This window comes from Peptoclostridium acidaminophilum DSM 3953 (assembly GCF_000597865.1).
Lineage (GTDB): Bacteria > Bacillota > Clostridia > Peptostreptococcales > Peptostreptococcaceae > Peptoclostridium_A > Peptoclostridium_A acidaminophilum.
Map to the genome: position 1 here is coordinate 1644479 of NZ_CP007452.1, position 25335 is coordinate 1669813.

Consider the following 25335-nt stretch of genomic DNA (forward strand, 5'->3'; position numbering starts at 1 on the left):
AAATGTACACAACATTCATATATATACCAAAACCTGCGGCAAATATGCATCACCGCAGGTTTTAGGTTCAAAAAACTATTCAATTTCAAAGAATTTCACGAAACTTTTATATATCATGTGGTGATCCTTCACGCCGCCCAGCTCCCTTATTGAATGCATTGCAAGCACAGGACTCCCTACATCTACCGAAGGTATGTCAAGCTGCGACGCTGATATTGGCCCAATAGTCGAGCCTCCAGGTTCGTCCGACCTGTTTGCAAACCTTTGAAATTCCACCTCCGCGGCATTGCATATCTGCTCGTACACACCTGCCGAATGGCTGTCTGAAGTGTATTTTTGATTTGCGCTTGCCTTTATCACTGGACCCTTGTTGATTATCGGCCTGTTTGTCGAGTCGCTCTTTTCGGGTCTGTTCGGGTGGAGCGCATGCGCCAGGTCGGAGGATATCAGGAAAGAGCTGTAAGTCGCCCTGATAAAATCCTCCCTGCCTTTTGAAAGGGAGATGGCTATCCGCTCAAGCACGTTCCTCAGCATCGGGCTGTCGGCTCCTTGCTTTGTGGAGGAGCCCACCTCCTCATTGTCAAATACCACCTTCACGCTTACGCCTTTGCTACCCTTGGAATCCAAAAGCGCCCTTATACCGGCATGCACCATCGACAGATTGTCAAGGCGCGATGAAGATATGAACTCGCCCTCGAGCCCCGTTATGCAGCCCTTTTCGTATTCATAAAGCGACAATTCAAAATCGAGTATGTCCTCAGGCTGTGCCGCCAGCTCGCCTGATAGAAGCGCCTTTATCTTATGTGCTTCCGGAAGCTGGCCCTCGAGCACCGCCAGCAGCGCAGCCAGCTCTGTCTGCCTGTTGAGCTCAACGCCCTTGTTGACATCCCTGTTCATGTGTATGGCCAGATTCGGTATTACCGCTATGGGCCTTTTGAAATCAACGAGAGCTTCTTTCGGCCTGAGAGGGCTGTCTGATTTGAGCGTCACCCTTCCCGCCATTCCAAGCGGCCTGTCAAGCCATGTGTTGAGTATTGGCCCTCCGTAAATCTCCGTGTTGAGCCTGTAATATGCTCCCTGCTCGGACATCTCGGGCGAAGGCTTCAGCTTTATCGCCGGAGAATCCGAGTGCGACGCTATTATCCTGAAGCCATTTTTTTCTATGTCTGCTGAATTTATGCAAAACGCTATAATTGCAGATGAATTTTTCTCCACGAAATACCTGCCGCCCTCTTTAAGATCCCATTTGCCGCTCAGCTCCAGCTTTTCAAAGCCGCTTTCAAGCAGAAGCCTGCTGCACACGCTGGCGCAGTGGAAAGGGGTGGGGCTTTCATATATGAAGTCTATCAGCTCCTGTGCAAAGACTCTTTCTTCGTTTCCTATGTTCATCTATCTCATCTCCAACCCTCATGCTCTGGCGTTTGCCTTGAGCCTATGCAAGCTCCAGCTTTATATATTCGAGATTTATTGTCTTGACTCCCTTGTTTTCGAAGGCTATCGTGACGTTGCTGCCGTCTTTTGAAACTACAGTTCCGCTTCCGAACCTCGGATGGACTATCTTGCTTCCAAGGCTTACGTCGCTGTTGTCGATGCCAGCCTTGGACGTGTCGTCCAGTACGCTTTTCGACGAATAAACCCCGAAGCTTGCAGCGTCAAGCGCAAAATTCTGCTTTATGCTCTCATCCATCTTGTTCCTGTTTGACTTGGCCTGCCTCTTGTCGTTTCTGGCTGCCACGTTGAGGCTTTCAGTAAGATCCTTTGGCAGCTCGTTTATAAACCTGGAGCTGACTCCATAGTTTCTCCTGCCGTATATTGTCCTCTCGTGAGCATAAGTCATGTAGAGATTCTCCTTGGCCCTTGTTATTCCCACGTAGCAGAGCCTTCTCTCCTCCTCAAGCTGAGTCTCGTCGAGTATCGCGCGGTTTGTAGGGAATATGCCTTCCTCCATACCCGCAATGAAAACCGTATTGAATTCAAGACCCTTGGCGCTGTGAAGCGTCATGAGCGAAACATACTCCTCATCGTCGTCCATGGCATCTATGTCTGCAACCAGCGAAATTGACGCCAGGAATGTCTCAAGGTCCTTTTCCTCGCTTATCTGCTCGAATTCAATTGCGCTTGATATGAACTCCCTGAGGTTTTCAATCCTGGTTTGACTCTCTACAGTGTTCTCAGCCTTGAGCTCCGAAATATAGCCCGTATTTTCAAGGACCTTCTCAATAAGCTCCGATACGTTCATAACCTCCTTCATTGCCATGAAGGCGCCTATATGCGTAATGAAATCATTCAGCTTCGACTTGCTCCTTGTGGATACATAGTCGGCGTGCTCCAGTTCAAGCAGCACTGAGTATATGCTGTTTTCCCTCTCAAGCGAAACCTCCTCAAGCTTGTCTAAAGTCTTGGCCCCTATACCCCTTTTGGGAACGTTTATTATCCTCTTGAGGCTTATGTTGTCCAGAGGGTTTTGTATAAGCCTAAGGTATGCGATTATGTCCTTTATTTCTTTCCTGTCGTAGAATTTCATGCCCCCGTAGATCTTGTAGGACACATTCTGCCTCATGAGAGCTTCCTCTATCGCCCTCGACTGCGCATTAGTCCTGTAGAGCACTGCAAAATCGCTGTTGCTCCTTTCATTTTTGTCCACGAGATCCTTTATCTGGCGGGCTATGAAGTCGCCTTCCTCCCTCTCATCTCCAGCCTTGAAAATCTTTATATGGTCACCGCCGTCCTGTTGTGTCCAAAGGCGCTTTAGCTTTCTTTCCATGTTGTTTTTTATGACATGATTTGCCGAATCGAGTATTACCGAGGTCGACCTGTAGTTCTGCTCAAGCTTTACTACCGTCGCATCCTCGAACTCCTGCTCGAAATTGAGTATGTTTGATATGTCGGCACCCCTCCAGCCGTATATGGACTGGTCGTCATCGCCCACTGCGCAAAGATTCCTGTGGTGCGCGGAAAGGAGGCTTATGAGCTTGTATTGAGCCTTGTTGGTGTCCTGATACTCGTCCACCATGACATACCTGAACTTCCTCTGGTAGAAATTCAAAACGTCAGGATGGTTTTCGAACAGCTCGACAGTCTTGACTATTATGTCGTCAAAATCAAGCGCGTTGTTTTCCTTTAGCTTTTTCTGGTATAGCTTGTATATGTCTACTATCTTTGACATTTTGAAATCATCTTTATATATGCCGCCAAACTCTTCCGGCGTTATGAGCTTGTCCTTGGCGTCTGATATGTGGTTTATTACCATTTTGGGCTCGTACAGCTTTTCGTTTATGTTGAGCTCCTTTATGGTGTCCTTTAGGAGTATGAGCTGGTCAGCCCTGTCATATATTACAAACGATCTGGCATAGCCGAGTTTTTCTATGTCCCTTCTTAGCATCCTTACGCAGCATGAGTGGAAGGTGCCTATCCATATGCCATCAGCATTCTCTCCAAGCAGCTTTTCCACCCTTTCCTTCATCTCCCTTGCCGCCTTGTTTGTGAAGGTTATGGCGAGTATGTTGGATGGAAAAATCTCCCTCGTAGCGAGGATGTAGTGTATCCTGTTTACAAGCACCGTGGTCTTGCCCGAGCCTGCGCCAGCAAGTATCAGCAGTGGACCCTCCGCTGTCATTACCGCCTTTTTTTGCATTTCGTTGAGATGTGAATATCTTTTTTCTATTTCGCTATTCATCTATGAATCACCTATTTCCGATATATTTAGACTGCTTTGGCTTTCTAAAAGAAAAAAGAGGTGTCTGCCTCTTTTTTTGCACTCCATATATTACATTATACTCTATATTTGATGTCTCGTCCAAGCATAGCGCTTAGTATTCGCCGCCAGTTTTCTTGTCATGTATGGCGTACAAATCCGTCCTCCTGTGGGCAAGCAGCGGCAGCTCGCTTCTCACTTTATCCACAAAATCAGTGTCTATCTGGGAATAAAGTATGCATTCCTTCTCGTCCGCCTCAGCAGCAACCTCACCCCAAGGCGTTGTTACCATAGAGTGGCCGTAAGCTGTGTAGCTGGACTCCATGCTTCTTGCCGGGGATGCCGCCACGAAATATACCTGGTTGTCGAGGGCCCTTGCCCTTGCAGTCAGCTCCCAGTGGGCCGGGCCGGTTGTCATGTTGAATGCCGCAGGTATTACGACTACCTTTGCGCCGCCTTCCACGGCCATGAGCCTTATAAGCTCCGGGAATCTCATATCGTAGCATATGGCCACGCCCACATTGCCAAACTCCGTCTCGAATACGGTAATGTCTTCTCCCCTGCCGAGAACGTCCGACTCCTTGAAGGTTATCTTGCCCTTTACGTCTATGTCGAAAAGATGAATCTTTCTGTGCCTTCCCAGGAGCTCGCCTTTTCTTCCGAATATGTAGGATGTGTTGTATATGCTCTCGCCGTCTTTTTCGGGTATCGAGCCGCCAACTATGTATATTCCAAGATCAGAAGCTATTGACGAAAGGAAGTCTGTTGTAGTTCCAGGATAGCTTTCCGCGTATTCCGGAAAATATTTGTTGTCGTAGGGACAGTTGAACATCTCCGGCAGCACCGCCATGTCGGCTCCGTTTGAGGCCGCTTCTCGCAGCATGCGCTCGGCGGTTTTTATGTTGAGTTCCTTGCCTTCCGTTACGTTCATCTGGCATATTGCTATTTTCATATTATCAGCTCCTTTTGGCTTTCTACATGCCGATTATTTTCTCGGATTCCCATCACCCAACCAACGTCTCCCATCTCTCTCAAGCAATCTTTCCGCCTCATTTGGCCCGCTGCTGCCGGCGCTGTAAAAATGCAGGCATTCCTTGCGTTTTTCGCAGGTGTCAAGTATGTCTTCCACAATTCTCCATGAACTTTCAATTTCATCCCACCCGGCGTAACGTGTGGAGTCGCCCCGAATCGCGTCGTATATAAGCCTTTCATAGGTCTCCGGGTTTTTGCTTTTTAGCTCCTGATTCTTGAAGAAGCTCATTTCAAACGGTTCCAGCTTGTCCAGCCTCCCTGGCTTTTTCATATGGAATTGAAGCGAAATGCTCTCCTCCGGCAATATATTTATAGAGAGTAGATTTGGCTGCGAGTCCACGAACGCCTCCGCGCCGTATACACTTGAAAGGTTTTTGAATTCGACTGCAATATTCAAGAGCTTGTTGTTAAGCCTTTTGCCTGTCCTGACGTATACAGGCACTCCGTTCCACCTGGAATTTTCTACAAACAGCCTGAGTGCTGCAAAAGTAGCTGTAACAGAATCCTCCGGAACACCTTTTTCGCTCCTGTAGCCTTTTACTCCTTCACTTTTTATGGTTCCTTCCGCATACTGGCCCAGCACAACATTTTCGCCAATATCTTCCGGAGTCATATTGCATATGCTTTTTATCACCTTGAGCTTTTGTTCCTTAATGTCTTCCGGCGCAAGGCTTACTGGCGGTTCCATCATAACAAGCGATATCAGCTGTATTATGTGATTTTGCACCATGTCGCGCAGCACCCCACTGCTTTCGTAATATTCCTCCCTACCCTCAACCCCAGCCTCCTCCAATATGGAAATCTGTATGTTGTCTATGCAGCTAGAGTTCCACACCTGCTCAAGCATTGAGTTTGAAAATCTCAGGCTGAGTATGTTTTGAATCATCTCGTTGCCAAGGTAGTGGTCAATCCTGTATATGTCCTCTTCCTCAAAAACACTTCTTATTACAGCATTTAGGCTTCTGGCACTGGCAATATCCCTGCCGAAAGGCTTCTCGACAATCAGCCTTCTGAATGAATCCCTGCCATTTGCCAGGCCTGAGTCCCTGAGCTTTTCAACTATCGGGCCGAAAAAATCGTGGGATGTAGCAAGATAAAAAAGCCTGCCCAGTGGCCTGCCGCATTCTTTTTCTATTTCTGCGAGCTCCGTCTCAAGCTTCCTGTATCCTTCAATATCGTTGAAATCAAACTGCCTGTACGAAATTATTTTCTCAAACCTCCGCCAGACATCCTCATCATAGCCTAATCTCGAATACCTTGAAATACATTCCCTGACCGATTCCTTATATTCGCCTTCAGACCGTATTGACCTTCCTACAGTAACTACTCTGCTCTCCTGTGGAAGATTGTTTTCAAAATAGAGATTATAGATGTCGGGAATCAGCTTTTTTCTGCCAAGATCCCCCGTTCCGCCGAAAACAACTATTATGCTCATGCTCCACCTCCAGATACGCTTGACCGCCTAGCGGCCTCCAGGCACATACCAAGCCTTGCTTCGAACTCATTTTTCATTTATACCCCAAAAATAAAAAACAAAGCCGCCGGAAATTTCCGGCGGCAATTATGCTAATTATTATTATATTCTCTCAAGCTTGATGCTTGCGTCGTGGCCGTTGAGGTTTTGAACCTCCATGCCCTCAAGCTCTGCAAATTCTATGGATTCGGCAAGAGTTTCGCTCATGATGTAATCGCTGTGTACTCCAACCGCCTTTGTTATCTCTTCTCCGGCGTTGTAGAATACCTTTATCTTGTCGAGCATGTCATAGCCGTTTGACTTTCTCATCTGCTGAACCTTCGATATGAACTCTCTCGCGTAGCCTTCGTCTACAAGCTCCTGAGTAAGGTTTGTATCGAGTATTACAAACAGGTTGTTCTCCATTGCCACGTTGAAGCCTTCCTTGGCTGATATTGTAGTGAGCACGTGCTCCTTGCCGAAGCTGAAGCTCTCGCCGTCAAGCTCGACTGCAACGCTCTCGCCAGCTTCAAGTTTTGGAACTACTACTGAAGCGTCAAGTCCTGCAAGCACTCCCGTGAACGTCTTGACCTTGTTTCCAAGCACCGAGCCTACAACCTTGAAGTTAGGCTTGAGGCTGAAGTTCATGAAACTGCTGAGGTCTTTTTCGAATATTACTTCCTTTACGTTAAGCTCCTCGCCTATTAGCGGCACTAGGTCGCCTATAAGGCTCTCGTATTTTCCGTCTATAAGCACCTTTTGTATAGGCTGGCGAACCTTTATCCTTACAGCCTCTCTTGAAGCCCTGCCCAGAGTTACAAGTCCTCTTGCTATTTCCATCTTCTCCGCGAGCTTTTCGTCCATAAGCTCTTCCTTGGCTCTTGGATAGTAGCTGGTATGCACCGAAAGCTCTCCCGTAAGGTTCTTGTATATTTCCTCAGAGATGTATGGAGCTATAGGAGCTGCCAGCTGTGCAAGCTCGACAAGTATTTCGTAGGTCGTGTTGTATACGGCCTTCTTGTCCTCAGTAAGCTCAGGCTCCCAGAATCTTCTCCTCGACCTTCTTATATACCAGTTTGAAAGGTCTTCGTTTATGAAGTCCTGCACTTTTCTTACTACCTTTGTAAGGTCGAACACTTCCCACTCAGCCTCTACTTCCTTCTTGAGACTGTTGAATCTTGAAAGTATCCATCTGTCTATTTCAGGTCTTTCGCTGTATTCCACGAAGAATTCCCTTGCGTCTATGTTGTCAGTGTTTGCGTACAGCGTGAAGAAGTTGTACACGTTCTTGAAAGTTCCAAAGAACTTGCTTTGAACCTCTCTGAGGCCATCTATGTCAAATTTTGTAGGCGACCATGCCGGAGATACATAAAGCAGGTACCATCTTAGCGCGTCCGCGCCGTATTCGTCAAAAAGCTCGAACGGATTTACAGTGTTTCCTCTCGACTTGGACATCTTCTTGCCTTCCTTGTCGAGTATAAGGTCGTTTACAAGAACATTCTTGTAAGGCGCCCTGCCCTTCATGAACACGGATATCGCAAGCAGCGAGTAGAACCAGCCTCTTGTCTGGTCTATACCCTCGCATATGAAATCCGCAGGGAACAGCTCAGAGTCGAAGTTCTCGGCATTTTCGAACGGATAGTGGTGCTGAGCGTATGGCATGGCTCCAGAGTCAAACCAGCAGTCTATAACGTCAGCAACTCTTGTCATAGTGCCGCCGCACTTATCGCATTTTATATGCACATCGTCAACATACGGTCTGTGAAGCTCTATGGACATGTCTATGTCCTCAACTGCTCTCTCCACAAGCGCTTTTCTGGAACCTATGGTTTCAAGCTCGCCGCACTCGCATCTCCATATGTTGAGAGGCGTTCCCCAGTATCTGCTTCTTGAAAGCGCCCAGTCATTCACATTTTCAAGCCAGTTTCCAAAACGCTTTTCTCCTACATAGCCAGGGAACCAGTTTACCTCGTTGTTGCTCTTTACAAGATTGTCCTTTAGCTTTGTCATCTCTATATACCAGCTTGGTTTTGCGTAATAAAGCAGAGGAGTTCCGCATCTCCAGCAGTGAGGGTAGTTGTGCTCCATCTTCTCTTTCTTGAAGAGCTTGCCCTCAGCCTTTAGCCATTTTATTATATCCAGGTTGGCGTCCATTACGAACATGCCCTTCCAAGGAGTCTCAACGAACTGTCCTGTCTCGTCAACAGGCTGAAGCACCGGAAGATCATACGCTCTTCCAAGGTTGTAGTCGTCCTCGCCGAACGCGGGAGCCGTGTGTACTATGCCAGTACCGTCCTCTGTAGTTACATAGTCTCCGCAAGTAACGAAGAAAGCCTTCTTGTCGGCCTTCACAAAAGGCATCAGCTGCTCGTACTCCATGTACTCAAGGTCCTTGCCCTTAAGCTCCTGCAGAACTTCGAAATCTTCTCCGACAACCTTCTTTGAAAGGTTCTTTTCAACATAGAACACATTGCCCTGAGCAAGCACCTTAAGATAGGTCTCGTTAGGGTTAACTGTAAGCGCCACGTTTGAAGGGAGTGTCCAAGGAGTAGTCGTCCACACAAGGAAATACTCGTCCATGTCTTTTCTCTTGAATGCAACTATTACAGTGTCAGTCTTGACTTCCTTGTAGCCTTGCGCAACCTCGTGCGATGCAAGTCCTGTTCCGCATCTTGAGCAGTATGGAAGTATCTTGTGGCCTTCGTATATAAGGCCTTCCTTGAAGAACTTGTCGAGTATGTGCCATTCGCTTTCTATATAGTTGTTGTCTAGTGTTATATACGGATTGTCAAGATCTATAAGGTATGCCATGCGCTCAGTCATCTCTCTCCACTGCTTTTCGTAAGTGAAAACAGACTCCCTGCATTTTTCGTTGAACTCTTTTATTCCGTACGCCTCTATCTCCTGCTTGCTTGAAAGGTTAAGCTGCTTTTCAACCTCTATCTCAACAGGAAGTCCGTGAGTGTCCCAGCCAGCCTTTCTCTTAACCTGGTAGCCGCTCATTGTCTTGTATCTGCACACCGAGTCCTTAAGAGTCCTGGCCATTACATGGTGTATTCCAGGGTTTCCGTTTGCAGTAGGAGGTCCCTCGTAGAATACGAAAGGAGTTTTGCCCTCCCTTGCCTTTATGCTTTCGTTTAGTATGTCAACTTCTTTCCAAAACTGTGTTATCTTCTTCTCGGTCTCGTTGACCGTGTTGCACAGCGAATCGAATTTGCTCATAAAATCACCTTTCCTTGTCTAATTTGGTATTGCTGTAAAATAAAAAATCCCAAGCCATAACGACTTGGGACGAATATTCTCGCGGTACCACCCAAATGAACAGACCAAACCAAGCATTTTTATAAAATGCGCCTCAAGTCTGACACTTTGTATGGATTTAACGCATCCACTATCGCAAAGGCTTATTCTCATAACGATTTCAGCCTTCGGGCTCATAGGTGATATTCATGCACTATATGCTGACAGCCTTCCACCGAGCGGCCGCCTCTCTAAAAACATCTTCACTGCACTACTGTCCTAATCCAAGCCTTTGGTTTGTATTTAAAAAACTTTCTTTACCTTTAAATAATATTTAATATCTGTATATTTGTCAAGTAGATAGCTATTCTAATTAATTTATATTTCAATTTCCGATGTAAACAACAAGTGCTTTGGCGTATCTCGGATTCATAAATAATTTAATTTATTCCACCAGGTTTGGAGGCTCGTCATCTATATCAAAGCCTTCGATTTCTTCATCATAATTGTAAACCTGCTCTAATCTTAAGGATATCTTGTCATTATTTTTTTCATAATTTCCAACAACTGTACATTTAAAAACAACTGTGTCTGAAAGGGGTATTAACTGCTTATTGTCTAACTTGTCATAGGGGTCTTCACCAACCTTATCATTAGACAAACCAAACATATAAACAGTATTTCCTTCTCTCAATATTACTTTCAATGGATCAGCCACACCACTCAAATCCTTACCCTTTTTAAACATGATTGTTCCATCTTCTATGTTTACTTTAATACTGTTAGATGATATGGTCAGATCATCATTGTGTATCCTTTCCTTATCACCAGGACTAACGTGATCCCAACCCGAAAGAATTTCGTCTTCATCTTCCTCGTCATAATTATCCAGGTTTATAAAAGGCAATGCCTCTCCATCCCAATCATTATTTTTTGCAACCGCACGCGCCGACACGTCAGTTTGCGTCAATCCCAAAATTTTAGCAAAAGTATATTGTACTGTTCTTGTGCAGACAACCTCAATTTTTTTTGAATCCCCATCATACGGAGTTGTAGGCATAATTTCTGATGATTCCACTTCGTTTAATCCAGCATAGGATATTGCTGTACTTTTAGCAGTGGCTGCACTTGGCAAATCATGAGCTCCAGCCAAAGCAGCCGCGTCAGCGACACTTTGAAGCTTCGACTTGGTGTAAGCAATCATACCTACATCAACAGCCAAGGCTGAAAATCCAAGAAGAACCGTACTCATCAAAGCTAACATCACCAGAGCTATCCCGTCTTTATTTTTCAAGATTTTTATGAACTTTTTCACTCAAACAACCTCCTTTTATGCTTTTAGCCATAGGCTTACAACCTAGTAAACAGCCGAAATGATTTTCTATTAATTAAGGCTTTTTAAGATAAGATTATTCTTTTTGTTTTATACCCAGTGTGCTTTCTTTTATAGCTAAAATCCAACTGAATATTTTCCATATCAACTCAGTACCGAGAACTTATATGGATTAATTATTTGGCTATATGGGTATATTTATTATTGAACAATGTTCATTTGCTTTTTCTGTAAATTTATCGAAGGGGTGATTCTATGAACTGGCTTACACCGCTTGACAAGAGAAGGGATAGCCTTAGAAAGTATATCGACGAAATGCTTGGCGACGATTTCCTCAAGCTTCCTGCAAAAGACTTCTTTCCAGAGACTAGAATGAGAACAGATATAAGGGAAACCGACAAGGAGTATGTACTAGAAGCTGAGCTTCCGGGATTCCAAAAGGAAGAGATAAAAATAAACGTAAAAGACAACTACCTTATTATATCTGCAGAGAAAAAGGAAGAGATTGAAGAAAAAACCGAGGATTATATAAGAAAAGAAAGAAGCTATGGCAGCCTAAAGCGTTCCTTCTATCTTGAAAATATTAAAGAAGGCGATATAAAAGCAAAATTTGACAACGGCATTTTAACTGTTGTCCTTCCAAAGTCAGAGGAAATTAAAAAAGAAGAAAAAATCATCGATATTGAATAAACCACTTTAAAACGGCTGTTGCGCATATATGCAACAGCCGTTTTATGTTTTCAATATGTTTCCAATGAATGTTCTAAGCAATGTCATCATCTTTGATCTGAGCCTCTATGAAACTGTCAATAAGCGTTTCAACGCTCATGTTATGTGAGCGGCAAAAGTCTCTAAGACATTGGGCTTTTTCAGATTCAATCCTTATCTTGATCTGCTTTTTAGGCTCGATGGTTTTAATTTTTTCCAATAAGAGTATCGGCTTATTGGCAAGCACATAATTGATGTAATCCACTATTTCATGCTTGGGCTTTCTTGATTTCTGCCTGCACAGAGTTTTGAATTTTCTCAGACTTTCCTGGTCTATTTCTATAAGCAATTCTTCTTTTTTCATGGAATCCCCCGCATATAACTGCAATAATCTCTAGTCTTTTATCTGAAATAATTGCACCTTATTATTTAACCTCATGTCTTTCGACTTCGAATCTATACAGCTTGCATTCTTCGGTTTCATCTATGTCGGCTTTTTTCTTGACTATATCAAGCTGCTTTTCAATAGAATCAACACCGTCCAGATTTGGAAGAAGTAGGGCCCTCTTATGTTCAGATTCCACTACAACGCCATATCTGTAAACATCGAGTTCATCTTCAGAATCGACTTTCTCAAGATTACCTAAAACATCCACCTTGATCTCTATCTCATTTACTTCATCGTTCCCAAGAGGTGCGAACCTTGGATCCTTAGAAGCTGCGCTTATTGCGTTTGATATTATCTCCTCCGCGATGTTTTCCCTGACAGGGCTTATGGTGCCTATGCAGCCTCTCAGGCAGCCGTCCTTGTGTATTGATACGAAAACTCCGGCCTTTCTTTCTTCCAGGCCATCAACCAGGTCGCTTCGCCCCTGGAAAACCGAATTTTTTACCTCGTGCCAGCTGAGCCGCTCGCCTTCCTCAGCCCATTTTTCTATAGCCTCCCGAGCCGTCTTGATGTATGCGTCTTCACTTTCCTTCATAATCCTGTAGTGGTCTAGATTCTTTTTTTTTAATTCTTCCAATAAGCTTTCTGTCTTGCCCGCCTTGACCTCTATGAAGGCCGTCATGTAGCCTACCCCGAAAGGCCCCTCGTATGAATACACATGGGGCTTTGTCGCGACCGAGTCGACACTGCCAAGAGCCATAACAATAGACCTTAAGCCGCACTCTCCCGCTGGTTCAGATATCTTTGTTGGCATTCTGACTACAGACTCATATTCGCCTTTTTCTATTGCTTCAACGAGGGTTTTGTCGAACACTGGACCCATTGGGTTGTATGAATATGGTCCGTCATCCTTTAACCTGTGTGAGAGGTCTCCGCTTGCAACTATTACAGTATTCCTTCCGGTCTCTTCAACTGCATCCCTTAGCGCCATCCCTGCCCTGTACATCTCCATAAGGTCCAGCATTCCGATTGTTATGTGGACTATTTTATAACTGCTAAAGCTTTTGTCGATATAATACATAGGGACTAAGCAACCGTGGTCAAGCTCCACCCTGACACCGTACATATGAGCCCTGTTTTCATTCAGAAATATGCTTGGAATTCCGTTTTCGTTGAAGCTTTTACGTATAGATTCCTTTAGCTGAATGTCCACTTCCTTTTCATATTCCATGTCGGGCCTCATAAACTGGCCAAGATCACCTGCAATCCTTTCTTCATCCAGCACGCAAAGACCATCCGAAAATGCGTTTCCGTGAGGTGTTATGAATATGATTGTCTCAGGCTTTATCTTGGCAATTTCATCTGCGAGCCTGCTCATTCCTTCAATCGTATTTATTGCGCCATGCTCCTCGCCCCTGCCTATCTCGGGTATTATTATGGGCGGGTGGGGCGACATTGCAATCCCTTTTATGAATGTCATAGCTCTGCTCCTTTTAAAATATGTTTCCCAAATGGACATTGTTCAAATATTTCTTTGCCTTCTCGTGCATTCTTCTCATGAAATCCACGTCAGTCGGAGGCTCATGATATTTATAGGCGGGAAAATATCTCGAAAGATGAAGTGGTATATCTTTATCTATACCCGCAAGCCATTCGAATATTTGAGTCAATTCTTCTTCTGTATCGTTCATTCCTGTGACAATTAGAGTTGTCACCTCAACATGACTTTTGCTGTTTGCAAGCTTTATTGTTTCTAAAACGGGTGCAAGCCTTCCGCCGCACATTCTTCTATAGGTGTCGTCACTAAAGGTTTTGAGGTCTATATTGAAAGCATCCATATAGTCCAGCAGCTCCTCCAGCGGCTCCCTTTCTATGAAACCGTTGGTGACCATTATGTTTTTAAGGCCCTTGCCGTGGGCAAGCTTGGCGGTTTCAAGCATGAACTCGTAAAAAACAGTGGGCTCGTTGTATGTGTAAGCTATTGAAGGAAAGCCCTCTCTGATTGCCATGTCCACAATATCCTCGGGAGTCCGCTCAAGCAGAAAGCTTGGCTGCTCCTGGGCTATCTCGTAGTTCTGGCAGAACTTGCACGAGAAGTTGCAGCCGTAGCTTCCCAGGGACAGGGTCCTTGTTCCGGGCATGAAATGATAGAGAGGTTTTTTCTCGACCGGATCGTCGTGTACGGCTGTAAGCTTGCCATAGTTAAGGGAATACAGCTTTCCCCCCATGTTTTTCCTGACCCTGCATATGCCGGTCTTTCCTTCAAGTATCCTGCAGTGGTGGGCGCAGAGCTGACATTCTATATGGTCATCCAATACGTTGTAGTACATAGCTTCCTTCATAATTCAGAGGACCCCTTTCTTAAATTAAAATTAAAAACATTTTAACGAAATCGTTTCACAAAGCCTAACGGGGGTATTTAATCAATAGCCTCAACTTTTATTTGTCCTATATGATATATATCCATAACTGTGCTAAACACGCATATAGACAACTAAATTCATCATTTTCATGGCATTTATACCAACATAAAAGCATTAAAAATATAATCTGTTTTGCTTTTGCAAAGTAGGGGGGTAGGTAGTGATGGATCCGCACTTATTGAGACACCATGCCAGGGTCAGGCATGAGGACAAATCCATGTGCTGGAGATACTATGACGAAAAAGAGCTCATAGAGCTTGAAAATCCGCTTGAGCTTTATATAGTAGATATATCGGCAGGCGGCGTAGGCGTCAAATCATTCAGCAGCATATCGAAAGGGAACATTTTGATTTTCGATCTTCCTTTCGGCCTAAGTACATACAAGGTGATGGGCAAAGTCATGTGGGTAGACAAAAGAGAAAACTGCTACAGGGGCGGACTTGAATTTGTAAGCCTGCCGTTCAGCCTGAAGGAGTCCCTTATTGAGCTTTCTAAGCTCGGGGAAGAAGCGCCGCTTGTTGAAAGCTATTAAAGCAAAAAGGATGTCTAATTTCTTACGGTACCAGTAAGGCACTAAGAATTAGACATCTTTTTTATTTGCATAAAAAAAAGGCAGAAACGACATCATATCTCCGCATCCGCCTATCATCCTATTCATCTATTAGCTTTAGCATATCGCCTACATTTAAGCCCTTCATAGGCGAAAATCTCGAATCAGCCTCTATAACGCTGTATGCTCCCTTTACAGGCATTACAGTATTTCCAGGCCTTAACTCCTTGACAATTTTGAGTACGCGCATATCCTTGTCGACAAAAGCGGCATCTATGGCGAATTTCATGAAAAATGTGTGTATGCTGCTGCATGGGGTTATTACAAGGCATTCCCCCTCAGGAAGACCTTTAATCCCCATAAGACCACGAAATCTTTTGAAGAATGAATTTGCAAGTCTCGCTCTGCTGAACAATATGAGTTCCTCACCTGCTACTTTTATTTTCATCTTCTCACCTTAAAACAGCGAATTCTTTATCTGTATTAGAGCCGGCCCTAGTATGACTACGAAAAGGCCAGGGAAAACAAATAAAACAAGAGGAATAATCATTTTTACAGGTGCCTTTACTGCGAGCTCCTCAGCTCTTTGCCTTCTCTTTGTCCTTATCTGCTCCGCCTGTATTCTAAGCACTCTTCCTATGCTGACTCCGAGCTGCTCGGCCTGTATTATTGAGGATATGAACACTCTCACGTCGTCCGCATCACACCTTTGGGCCATGTTCTTAAGCGCGTCCCTTCTTGTCTTGCCTAACTGAACCTCAGAAATTACTTTTTCGAACTCCTTTGCGATGTCATTCTTGCTCTTTTCTACGAGCTTGACAACAGCGCTGTCAAATGAAAGTCCCGACTCCACGCTTACAGTAAGAATGTCAAGAGCGTCAGGAAGCTGTCTTGTAAGGACCTTGCCCCTGTTCCTAATATAGTAATCCAACAGCATGTTTGGCAGCAGCCATGCGGCCGCAAAGGAGCATATAACAAGCAGCACTTTCATGGCAATTGCATAGTCGCTGTTAACCATAAGGAAAACTGTCGAGATAGGAATTATAACAGCAAAAATTATTCTAATTACAATCCAACCTGTGGCTCCGATGCCATAGGGCTCTCCGGCTCTCTCAGCCTTGAGCTCAAGCTGCTCGAATATTCCTTTAGGAGTCTTCTTTGAAACCTCGTTTTTAAGCTTCTTTTGAAAGGGAACAAACAGCCTTTCCTTAAATGGAAGCTGTCTTACATCAGCCACATTGTCTTCTTCACCATAAAGCTGTTCCACGACTCCCAGTCTTCTTTTTATACTAATAGAAGGGGCAAGCGCAGCATTTATAGCTACATACAAAAAAAACGATATTCCCAAGCTTGTCACTACAAAAGTCCAATCCATATGCCACCCTCCTTAATACTTGACGTCAGTTATCCGCTTAATAATCACAAAACCAACGATTTGTCCCATTAGAGCCATACCTATCAGATACTGTCCCAATCTGTCGCTTATTAGAGTTTTCATATGATCTGGATTTATAAAGCTTATGATGACAGCAAATCCAAAGGGCAGCAGAGCAATTATAAGCCCGGAAAGCCTTGCCTGACTCGTTAGAACCTTCACCTCTCCCTTCAGCTTGATCCTGTCACGGATTGTAGAGGATATGTTGTCGAGTATCTCAGCCAGATTGCCTCCTATCTGCCTATGGATAAGGACAGAGGTTACCATCAGGTCCAGGTCTTCCGTATATGATCTTTTCAACATATTATTAAGAGCCGTCTCCATACCTCCACCGACCTGAATCTCCTTTATAACCTTTCCAAATTCAGTTGAAATAGGCTTTGGCATCTCCCTTCCCACTGTATCCATGGCTTGAAGAAAGCTGTAGCCAGCCCTTAGTGTTCCCGCCATCATTGTAAGGGCGTCTCCAAGCTGTTTGTCCAGGTTCTCGATTTTTTTCCCTCGTTTAACTCTTATCAAAAGTACTATGGCTGCTGCAACAAGTACTCCGGTCATCGCTCCCATAAGGATGCTTGATGTGGCTGCATAACCGAAATATGTTGCTAACAAAACAAGAAAACCCGAACCTGCTACAAATTCTTCCACAGTAAGCAAAATGTCCGCACTATCAAGTTTTCTGTCCAGAGCGTCTCTTTGATTACTCAAATATCCTATCTTTTCAGCACTCTTCTCGAATTTTTTCAAATAATCTTTAACTCCCGATATGGAAAACGATGGTTTTTCGGGATTATTTTTATCAAAATTCTCATAATTGCCTTTTTGAAGATATTTGCCAAGCCGCTTTATGGGCTTTTTATAACCTGATGCATCTATCAACATTGTGACCAGGAGAACTGTTGATATGAAAACATATAGCAATATAAAATATAACATACTCTCGCCCCCCGCCAACTGATTATCTGAAAATATCCTCGTTTATCTTGATGTTGGCTTCCTTTATTTTATCGAGAATCTTAGGTTTTATTCCTGTGCTTACAAGCTCGCCTCTTATCCGTCCTCTCGAATCCCTGCCTTCGTTTTTAAACTTGAATATCTCCTGAAGCGTTATAACCTCGTTCTCCATGCCCTGTATCTCCATTATGCTTACTATCTTCCTGCTTCCATCCCTTAGCCTGGCTTGATGAACAATGATGTCAATAGCTGAGGCTATCTGCTCTCTTACAGCTTTTAGAGGCAGGTCCATTCCCGCCATGAGCACCATCGTCTCGAGCCTGGCCAGCATGTCCCGCGGGGAGTTAGCGTGGCCTGTAGTTATGGAACCGTCGTGGCCTGTATTCATAGCCTGAAGCATGTCCAGGGCCTCCCCGGAACGAACCTCGCCGACTACTATCCTGTCCGGTCTCATCCTCAGGGCGTTCCTTACAAGGTCCCTTATTACAATGGCGCCCTTGCCTTCTATGTTGGGAGGCCTTGACTCGAGTCTGACAACGTGCTCCTGGTGAAGTTGGAGCTCCGCGGCGTCCTCTATGGTGACAATCCTCTCGTCCGGCGGTATGAATGAGGAGACTACGTTGAGGGTGGTTGTTTTTCCGCTTCCGGTTCCTCCCGATATAAACATGTTGAGCCTGCTTTCCACGCAAACTCTCAAGAATTCAGCTATTTGGGGACTCATTGTTCCAAAGCCTATAAGGTCCGTAGCCGTAAAGGGGTCCTCGGCGAATTTTCTTATTGTAAGGACTGGACCGTTCAGGGCCAGGGGAGGGATTATGGCATTTATCCTCGAACCGTCAGGAAGCCTTGCATCCACCATTGGAGAAGATTCGTCGACTCTCCTTCCAAGGGGAGTCACTATCTTTTCGATGACGTGCATAAGCTGTGCGTCATTTCTGAACTTGGCCTTTGTTTTTTCGATTCTTCCCTCTATTTCCACATAAACGAAGTTCGCACCATTCACCATGACTTCAGTGACTGCGGGGTCGTTTATAAGGTCCGTAATGGGACCGTAGCCCACTATCTCGTTCATGGTTTTAGTTATTATTACTTCCTTCTCGCTTTTATTGAGGAATACATTGTCTTCCTCAATAATTTCGTCAAGTATCAAGATGATCTTTTCCCGAAGCTCGCTGTCGTTGAGCTTCCTTTTCTCAGTCGACTTTATAAGCTTGCCTTGAATCTTGTCTATTATCTGATAAGTCTCTTCCGAGACCTCCAGCTCATCATCTTCCTTATCTATTTCAGCCTCATAAGCCTTTCCCTTATTAAGTCTGTCCATAAGACCCATAAAGCCTCACCTCCAAAATAAATTTCTTGAAAATTACTTGCCTTGTATTATAAAATCCGAGATTTCTGATATCTTTTTCGCTATCGGCTTCCTTGAATTATTGAGCATGAAAGGGGCCCCGGTGTTTATGGACGATATGGCGATTGCGTCGTCCATAGGTATCACATTGAGAATACTTTTCTTGGCTGTCTTCTCAAGGTCTTTTATGCTTATGCCGTGTTTTTTGCTGTATCTGTTGAGTATGAGATTGACCTTGTTGTCCTCGTAATTCAGCTTTTTCATGATGTCAAGCCCCACCCTTGAGCTCTTAACAGAAGGCAGATCAAGCGTAGTAACGAACAGGATGTGATTTGACATGTCAAGGGCTGTCAAATTGACTTCCTTGAAGGAAGGGCCCGTGTCTATGACAATGTAGTCGTAGCTTCTGGCCAGAATATAGATTATCTTCTCCAAGCTGTTGCTTGTGACGTATTCGGCCTGTTCAGGGCTTATAGGCGCAGGAAGCACGCTGAGACCCGAGCTGTGATGTACCAGATACTCCTGAAGCGTATCCTTGTCTATTCCATTCATGTCCTTTACCATGTCCACTATCGTTCTTTTCGGATAAAGGTCGAGCATAAGGGCTATGTCACCAGACATTAGGTCAAGATCTACTAGCGCCACCTTTTTCTTTGTCTTGTCGGCTATGGAAACCGCAAGGTTTATCGCTATAAGGCTCTTGCCCACCCCGCCCTTAGTGCTGAAAAGAGTTATTATTTTGGACTCAGTAGGAAGTCTGAAATCATACGCTTCTTTTTCTTCGTTTTTTCCACCTGTTTCAGCTCTGAGCGCCTCTCTTCTGCTCTTGTCGAGCTCGTACAGGCTCTTGACAGTGTCTATAAGAGAGTTTACAGTAAAGGGCTTAACCAGGAAGTCCCTTGCTCCCGAAGCCATGGCCCTTTTTACATAGGTCTTGTTTTTTTCTGTAAACACCATAACAACAAGCACGTTAGGGTCGTTGTTTAGCAGGTGTCTTACAGCCTCCATTGCATCAAGGCCCTCTATTTCGGCATCGAGCAGGACAACATCAGGCTTGATAATCTTTGACATTTCAACAACCCTGTCGCCTGTTTCCACCTTGCCTACTATTTCAATTCCGCCTTCACTTTTCAAAATATGATTAAAGCTTCCATCAGGTTCGTATGTGCTGTCAGCAATAAGCAGCTTAATAGTATCTCCCATGTCAGGTCCTCCCACAAATTCAAATTATCTATTGGTTATATCAGTTCTTGTTATACCGTTAGTTTCCTGTATATCCTTGTCGTCTGGATTTCTAAGAACAAGATGGACTTTCCCGTAGTCCTGGGCGAACACTATCTTTTCAGCATCCCAAACGTTAACAGCAACTGTTATTCTTCGATTTCCTTCTGATCCTTCAGCAACTATGGGCTCTTTGCCGATAGTAAAATCCTTGTCTACAGCTAGCACTATTACATTCTGAAGCATGTCCTTCGCCACGTCGTTGTAAGGATCTTTAGCTCCAAAATATGTAATCAAATCAACGTAATCGCCCGGCCTTATGAGGTCTGCCACCCCTGCAACTGAATCAACCTCTAGTGTTACTGCTCTTTGATTCTTTGGAATGTTATAAGAGAAGTAGCTTTTTTCCAGATTGCCCACTCTGTCCCGAATAAGCTGCTCCCCCTGCGCTATGTTGTCTATTGCGTATTTTCCAACTACCACGTCGCTTTCCGTATAGGCTCCTTTGGCTATAAGGTCATCCTTTATCCCCTTCTTTTCCACCATCTCGGCAGTTATCTTTGTCTTTGCGGGAATATCAGCCGTTGCAACCCAAACCTTAGTGAATTTAGCTTCATCGTTTTCGGATACGATCTGGTCGATATACTTGTATACCGCGAATGTAGTTATAAGTCCAAGCAAAATAGAAAGCAGCACCATTTTTTTGTCAGTTTTCATAGCCATCCCCCCGAGTGTATTGTTTTTATTGTTAAGTCAACTCACATCCCTTTTAAATAAGTCGTTCAATTAGGTTTCACTCTTCATTACAGTTGTTATTACTATATTGATGCTATCCCCCAATCCCAATTCCAACAAGTCTCCAACAGGTGTAATCATCTCATAGTCTTGGCTTGCCACCGCCGTTACGTTGCCACCGCCGGGTGTAATGACTACTGTAACAGGTGGATATTTCGCTGCAATATCGGTCTGAATCCCACCGTAATCGGTGTCAACTGCCGCTCTTCTAGCCGCTTCTCTTGAAGCGTTCGTAACTACTATATACGATTTAAAAAGCCAGCCAAACTCGGCAATGCCAAGCATTATACCCAGCATGATCAACACCGAAAGAGCCAATTCAACCAATGCCTGTCCTTTTCTGTTTTTTACTCTTTTAAAAAATAACATAATCACCACCCCGCTCACATGTTTTTAGTGGATATTGTTGTATGATTTTTATATACCCACAAAATAGTCATAACAAATATATCTGTATATAAAGTGTTCAAAATTTCCTTCACAAGAGCTTATTTTGAACTTCCTTTAGATTGCATTTCAAAATTGATATCCTCGCCCTTAGCTAATGATTATATTACCAGTCCTCGTGTAGACTTTTATCGACTAGTTCGAGCCTAAGCTAGGCAAACAAAACATAAAAGCCTTGCCTTATATACAAGGCAAGGCTTTTAACTAATGATTCTATTCCCCTAAAAATTCATTTTATTTAGATATTACGGTGGCGTCAATTTTGTTGTGATATTGGCAAATATTGCTGTTATCTGTTCCTCCATAAGCCCTAAAGCGGCAGCTACAACTATTGCTACTAATACAATAATTAGCGCATACTCTACAAGCCCTTGTCCTTCTTCATTCTTAAGTACATTAAACCTTACATAATCCATAAAATACCTTAACATGATAACCCCTCCTTTTTAATTAACTCTAAGGTTTAGATTCTATAGTATAGCTTCTATTTCCTCTAAAATTTTATTGTATAAACCCTGTACACCTAAACCAAAATCACCAAGACTTGCTACTACACCAATGGCTATCAACAATATTATCAACCCATACTCCACTAACCCCTGTCCTCTTTCGTCCTTCCTTATTGCAAATATTTCTAAGAACCTTTTCCATCTGCTTGGCATTAGCACCACCCCTCTGTTGGTTCATGCCCTACTGGATATAATCAAAGTCTGTTGTTTTTTAAGTTTTATTTTATATTTGATTTATACCTCGTTTTTCTATTTTTAATCATTTTTTTAATTAATTTTTAAGATTTTTTTAATATTTCTGCGAGGGTGGTTTTTTTACCTATGTAACACATGCATTCCCAACGTTTTCATGCAAATTGTTGATAGTAAATATATACCTTCAAACTTTAACTCCAATCATCTTTTTATGAAAATTATAATAATTTATGTTGACTTTTTGTGGTTTATGATCTCAAACTCAGCAATATAAACGCTGTAAAGTTTTGTTATTGGCATAATCATTGTTACGTTTCTGTTCCTCTTTTTCGGATTTATTGCCTCATAATTAATATCATAGTATCCTTCCGCTTCAAACCAGTCATAGAATTCAGCCAGCCTTATAAACACATCTTTCAGAGGATGGCGGCAGTTAGCGCTGGAGTATTTTTTTCATGATACGTCAAAAGCGGCGAAATCTCTTCCGCCGCTTCTTTATATACAACACTATATTTTTCATTTATTCATTCTTTTTTTATTGCCTGAGCTCTCTTCTGCTCCTGCTTGGCACGTAGACCCTGCAGTTGTCGAGTATTCTGTCTACGACGTTAGTAAGCCTTGTCTTTAGCTCCTCGCTTATGTCGTCTGACGCCATTACTGCACTGCAGACCTCTCTCACCTTGTCTTCGTCCTCTGAAGGTATAAGCAGCCTTCTCTTTTCAAGATGGCGTATATATTTTTTTACAGCCTCGTCCGTATATCCGTTGTCAAATTCACTCTGGGCCTTTGACAGCTCCTCGCTTTCCTTTTCAAAGCTGAATGAACCTGCTATGGAAAGTACAAGGAATATAGTTATTATAAGTATTGCTGCTCCGATTAATATTGTACCGATCATGAGGCACCTCCATTCCATATATAAATTATTTATACACAAAAACAAGCCTTTTTAAACGTTTCATTCCAATATTATTTGACTCGCAATTATAGTAAGTATTTTTCACTTATGGGGATTTTTTTGAAATGGCTTGCAAATACTGATTTTCTTGCATATAATTAAGTTATGGAAATCATTATTTTTTATCAAGGAGAGTTTTGATGAGAATAGAGGATGACAAGTTTATCGTGGACGACCCCGAGGAGCAAAGATTAATCTATTGGGCATTGGCGGAATACTGCAACATATACCACAAGGACAACAAGGCAGCTTCACAAATTCTTAATTCAATGCGTGACTACATGAAAGACAAGCTCTTCACGGATATCAACTGCAAATAACACGCTCGGCGGCCTTTAAATCAGGCTGCTTTTTATTTTTTTGCAAAGCTATAAGGGGACAAAAAGAAAGGGACGGGCCCTTTGTCCCTAAATCGGGCCACAGAAACCGTCCCCTGCATTCAATTTTCTATATTACTTCTTCTATCTTCGCTTCCAGAATGTCTTCATCCTTTACCGATTTTCCAAAGAAGTATACCACAGCTCCCACTACAGCTATCGCGACAGGAAGCACTATATATACTGGTATTCCAAGGCCTGCTGGTATATATCCAAACAGCACTGCTATTGAAGCTACTGTGACGGCATACACCATCTGCGTCCTTGTGTGCTCTATGTGGTCGCAGGCTGATCCCATTGATGAAAGTATTGTAGTGTCTGATATTGGAGAGCAGTGGTCTCCGAATATCGCTCCCGTAAGAACTGCTCCCGCGCTCATTACCACGTAAGAGTTCTCAGGGTTTATTGCAAGTGCAAGAGGCACTGCAAGCGGCATTAGTATGCCCATTGTGCCGTATGAAGTTCCTGTTGCAAAAGATATTATTGAACCGAGTATGAATATCACTGTCGGAAGCAGGAATGCAGGCATTGCGTCCGAAAGCACTGAAACCAGGAATTTGGCTGTTCCAAGCTCTTTTATTACTCCCGAAAGCGACCATGCAAGCAGGAGTATTACTCCTGTTATAACAAGCGACTTCATGCCCTGTATCCAAGTATCTATTGCTTCAGATATTGTGAATATCTTCTTGCTAACGCCCATAACCATTGCCACTATGCTTCCGAGAAGCGCCGCCTGGAAAAGGACTATACTTGCATCAGATGCGCCGAAGGTCTCCCTTATCGCATAGAAGGAGAAGGGACTTTGCTTTATCGCTGCTATAACCGCAGCATCCTCCTGGAGCGCCATATAGCCGTTGTAGTAGAATCCAACGAATGCCGAACCTATGAGCACGCCTATTGGTATTATTGCATTCCACACGCTCAGCTTTATGCCCTTTGGAGGCTCAAGTCCTGTGGCCTCTTCCGAAACCATAGGCTTTGCGCCGTCAGGAAGCACCTTGCCTGTATTTCTAGTTCTCTTCTCTGCATGGTACATAGGTCCGAATTCCTTCATGAATATTGCAGTGAAGAATATGAAAAGCAGTATGAGTATGTTGTAGAATCTGAAAGGAATTGTCTGCAGGAAAACTCCGTATGCGTTTACAGTCTGTCCCACAGAATCATATGCGTCCTTTATAAGGCTCAGCTCGTAGCCAATCCATGTCGATATGAGGGCTATGCCTGATATAGGCGCCGCAGTCGCATCTATTATGAATGAAAGCTTCTCCCTCGACACCCTCATCTTGTCCGTTACAGGCCTCATTATAGGGCCTACTATAAGCGAGTTTGCGTAGTCGTCAAAGAAAACAAGCAAGCCGAGTATCCATGTTATAATCTGGGCGCTGACCGGGGATTTTGCCCTCTTTGCCAGAGCCTCTGCCACGGCCTTGGCGCCGCCCATCTTTGAAACCAGCGCTATAAGCCCTCCTATTGTAAGACACTGAAGGAGTATTCCAGCATTCCAGCTGTCAGCCATTGAGCCTAGTATCTTGTCTATGAGCATCATGAATCCGTTGAAAAACGCTCCTATTACATTCGAATCGTTGAGTCCCAGCATGAAAACGCCTGAGAAAACTCCCAGAAACAGTGAGAAAACAACGTTCTTTGTTATGAATGCAAGCGCTATTGCCACAAGCGGGGGCACAGCCGTCCATATTCCGAATTTGTCTGCGTTTGATTGGGCAATGTCGACTTCCGCTGCAAATACGCTGCCCGAAAGTACGATTACGAATAATGCCGACAGCAGCAAAGCCATTCTAAACCTTTTCATAAAAATCCTCCTCATTTGATTCACAAAAAACCAGATTCCAATTAAAAAATCCCCTGAAAAGCCATTTCAGGGGATCGCGAACGCACATTCACAAAGCTCTATCCGGAGATTTCCTTTGGAAACCCGGCGTGCCTTCCGATTCTCAATAGCTCTCCACTCTCGCGTGACAGTCCTGCACATGTTCTATGCAGTCCCAATGCATGGCCTTAAAGCGTCAGCCAGGCATTTCGGCAACAATTCCTTTCCCATGGCCTCACTGTGCTTAACTCAGTCATGGTACTCTTAAATGCTGCACCTCTACTTTTGAATCTCAGTTTAACAGATTTTTCAGCAAGAAGTCTCTCGCCTCTATTTGTAACGTAGGTAACGAGATTAATTGCTAATTTTTTATACTTTTCTTAAAAAATTAAAAAACCATGGTTTATGAACAAATAATCGGGTATGATTAAATTGCCGAACATATGTTCTTTA

At 43.8% G+C, this 25335-nt stretch carries 24 protein-coding genes, 1 riboswitch and 1 other annotated feature; of the genes, 3 read left to right on the forward strand and 21 right to left on the reverse strand.

The window, feature by feature from the left end:
• Nucleotides 1-75 precede the first annotated feature (75 nt).
• The 6 genes from EAL2_RS08145 to EAL2_RS14815 form a co-directional block, all read right to left on the reverse strand.
• Nucleotides 76-1389 carry a M18 family aminopeptidase gene (locus EAL2_RS08145; protein ID WP_038601975.1) on the reverse strand — a complete coding sequence of 438 codons (1314 nt, stop codon included), beginning with the start codon at nucleotides 1387-1389 and terminating at the stop codon, nucleotides 76-78.
• Nucleotides 1390-1432: 43 nt separating this feature from the next.
• Complete coding sequence (gene pcrA / locus EAL2_RS08150) at nucleotides 1433-3676, reverse strand: DNA helicase PcrA (protein WP_025435911.1); 2244 nt, start codon at nucleotides 3674-3676, stop codon at nucleotides 1433-1435.
• A 133-nt stretch (nucleotides 3677-3809) separates the two neighbouring features.
• Entirely contained in the window at nucleotides 3810-4646 is an 837-nt protein-coding gene (locus EAL2_RS08155) for a carbon-nitrogen hydrolase family protein (protein ID WP_025435912.1), read from the reverse strand.
• Nucleotides 4647-4679: 33 nt separating this feature from the next.
• Nucleotides 4680-6161 (reverse strand): glucose-6-phosphate dehydrogenase, encoded by a 1482-nt coding sequence (zwf, locus tag EAL2_RS08160; protein WP_038601978.1) that lies wholly within the window; start codon nucleotides 6159-6161, stop codon nucleotides 4680-4682.
• Between the two features lie 141 nt (nucleotides 6162-6302).
• Nucleotides 6303-9401 carry an isoleucine--tRNA ligase gene (gene ileS / locus EAL2_RS08165; protein WP_025435914.1) on the reverse strand — a complete coding sequence of 1033 codons (3099 nt, stop codon included), beginning with the start codon at nucleotides 9399-9401 and terminating at the stop codon, nucleotides 6303-6305.
• 62 nt (nucleotides 9402-9463) lie between these two features.
• Nucleotides 9464-9715: a binding site (T-box leader), on the reverse strand.
• 149 nt (nucleotides 9716-9864) lie between these two features.
• Nucleotides 9865-10734 carry a pilus assembly protein TadG-related protein gene (locus tag EAL2_RS14815; RefSeq protein WP_025435915.1) on the reverse strand — a complete coding sequence of 290 codons (870 nt, stop codon included), beginning with the start codon at nucleotides 10732-10734 and terminating at the stop codon, nucleotides 9865-9867.
• A gap of 273 nt (nucleotides 10735-11007) precedes the next feature.
• Here EAL2_RS14815 and EAL2_RS08175 point away from each other — a divergent pair, with 273 nt between their 5' ends.
• Nucleotides 11008-11442 carry an Hsp20/alpha crystallin family protein gene (locus tag EAL2_RS08175; protein WP_025435916.1) on the forward strand — a complete coding sequence of 145 codons (435 nt, stop codon included), beginning with the start codon at nucleotides 11008-11010 and terminating at the stop codon, nucleotides 11440-11442.
• Between the two features lie 73 nt (nucleotides 11443-11515).
• Here EAL2_RS08175 and EAL2_RS08180 read toward each other — a convergent pair whose 3' ends face one another.
• The 3 genes from EAL2_RS08180 to amrS all read right to left on the reverse strand — a co-directional run bounded on the left by EAL2_RS08180 (nucleotide 11516) and on the right by amrS (nucleotide 14190).
• Nucleotides 11516-11824 carry a hypothetical protein gene (locus EAL2_RS08180; RefSeq protein WP_025435917.1) on the reverse strand — a complete coding sequence of 103 codons (309 nt, stop codon included), beginning with the start codon at nucleotides 11822-11824 and terminating at the stop codon, nucleotides 11516-11518.
• A 61-nt stretch (nucleotides 11825-11885) separates the two neighbouring features.
• Entirely contained in the window at nucleotides 11886-13328 is a 1443-nt protein-coding gene (gene amrA / locus EAL2_RS08185) for an AmmeMemoRadiSam system protein A (protein WP_025435918.1), read from the reverse strand.
• A 13-nt stretch (nucleotides 13329-13341) separates the two neighbouring features.
• A complete protein-coding gene (amrS, locus tag EAL2_RS08190) occupies nucleotides 13342-14190 on the reverse strand; it encodes an AmmeMemoRadiSam system radical SAM enzyme (RefSeq protein WP_051489122.1) in 849 nt (282 codons plus the stop codon).
• 244 nt (nucleotides 14191-14434) lie between these two features.
• On the opposite strand from amrS, the gene EAL2_RS08195 reads away from it, so the two are divergent.
• Nucleotides 14435-14803: a PilZ domain-containing protein gene (locus tag EAL2_RS08195; protein ID WP_025435919.1), complete on the forward strand. Its 369-nt coding sequence runs from the start codon at nucleotides 14435-14437 to the stop codon at nucleotides 14801-14803.
• Between the two features lie 118 nt (nucleotides 14804-14921).
• Here the strand turns inward: EAL2_RS08195 and EAL2_RS08200 are convergent, their stop codons facing one another.
• The 11 genes from EAL2_RS08200 to EAL2_RS08250 form a co-directional block, all read right to left on the reverse strand.
• Nucleotides 14922-15269 carry a DUF192 domain-containing protein gene (locus tag EAL2_RS08200; protein WP_025435920.1) on the reverse strand — a complete coding sequence of 116 codons (348 nt, stop codon included), beginning with the start codon at nucleotides 15267-15269 and terminating at the stop codon, nucleotides 14922-14924.
• 9 nt (nucleotides 15270-15278) lie between these two features.
• Entirely contained in the window at nucleotides 15279-16196 is a 918-nt protein-coding gene (locus EAL2_RS08205) for a type II secretion system F family protein (protein ID WP_025435921.1), read from the reverse strand.
• Between the two features lie 12 nt (nucleotides 16197-16208).
• Nucleotides 16209-17189 carry a type II secretion system F family protein gene (locus EAL2_RS08210; RefSeq protein ID WP_025435922.1) on the reverse strand — a complete coding sequence of 327 codons (981 nt, stop codon included), beginning with the start codon at nucleotides 17187-17189 and terminating at the stop codon, nucleotides 16209-16211.
• 22 nt (nucleotides 17190-17211) lie between these two features.
• Complete coding sequence (locus EAL2_RS08215; RefSeq protein WP_330375754.1) at nucleotides 17212-18528, reverse strand: CpaF family protein; 1317 nt, start codon at nucleotides 18526-18528, stop codon at nucleotides 17212-17214.
• A gap of 42 nt (nucleotides 18529-18570) precedes the next feature.
• Nucleotides 18571-19758, reverse strand: coding sequence for an AAA family ATPase (locus EAL2_RS08220; RefSeq protein ID WP_025435924.1), 1188 nt, complete (start codon nucleotides 19756-19758; stop codon nucleotides 18571-18573).
• A gap of 24 nt (nucleotides 19759-19782) precedes the next feature.
• Nucleotides 19783-20493, reverse strand: coding sequence for a Flp pilus assembly protein CpaB (gene cpaB, locus EAL2_RS08225; protein ID WP_025435925.1), 711 nt, complete (start codon nucleotides 20491-20493; stop codon nucleotides 19783-19785).
• A 69-nt stretch (nucleotides 20494-20562) separates the two neighbouring features.
• Nucleotides 20563-20940, reverse strand: a complete 378-nt coding sequence (locus tag EAL2_RS08230; protein ID WP_025435926.1) for a TadE/TadG family type IV pilus assembly protein — start codon at nucleotides 20938-20940, stop codon at nucleotides 20563-20565.
• 323 nt (nucleotides 20941-21263) lie between these two features.
• Complete coding sequence (locus tag EAL2_RS08235; protein ID WP_025435927.1) at nucleotides 21264-21449, reverse strand: Flp family type IVb pilin; 186 nt, start codon at nucleotides 21447-21449, stop codon at nucleotides 21264-21266.
• Between the two features lie 39 nt (nucleotides 21450-21488).
• On the reverse strand, nucleotides 21489-21680 hold the full coding sequence (locus EAL2_RS08240) for a Flp family type IVb pilin (protein ID WP_025435928.1): 192 nt from the start codon (nucleotides 21678-21680) through the stop codon (nucleotides 21489-21491).
• Nucleotides 21681-21950: 270 nt separating this feature from the next.
• Complete coding sequence (locus EAL2_RS15505; RefSeq protein WP_025435929.1) at nucleotides 21951-22133, reverse strand: hypothetical protein; 183 nt, start codon at nucleotides 22131-22133, stop codon at nucleotides 21951-21953.
• Between the two features lie 124 nt (nucleotides 22134-22257).
• Nucleotides 22258-22617, reverse strand: coding sequence for a hypothetical protein (locus EAL2_RS08250; RefSeq protein WP_025435930.1), 360 nt, complete (start codon nucleotides 22615-22617; stop codon nucleotides 22258-22260).
• Between the two features lie 200 nt (nucleotides 22618-22817).
• Between EAL2_RS08250 and EAL2_RS08255 the strand changes: the two genes are divergently transcribed.
• Nucleotides 22818-22997: a hypothetical protein gene (locus tag EAL2_RS08255; protein ID WP_025435931.1), complete on the forward strand. Its 180-nt coding sequence runs from the start codon at nucleotides 22818-22820 to the stop codon at nucleotides 22995-22997.
• 127 nt (nucleotides 22998-23124) lie between these two features.
• Here the strand turns inward: EAL2_RS08255 and EAL2_RS08260 are convergent, their stop codons facing one another.
• Nucleotides 23125-24864: a Na+/H+ antiporter NhaC family protein gene (locus tag EAL2_RS08260; protein WP_025435932.1), complete on the reverse strand. Its 1740-nt coding sequence runs from the start codon at nucleotides 24862-24864 to the stop codon at nucleotides 23125-23127.
• Nucleotides 24865-25002: 138 nt separating this feature from the next.
• Nucleotides 25003-25172, reverse strand: a riboswitch (Lysine riboswitch).
• Nucleotides 25173-25335 lie beyond the last annotated feature (163 nt).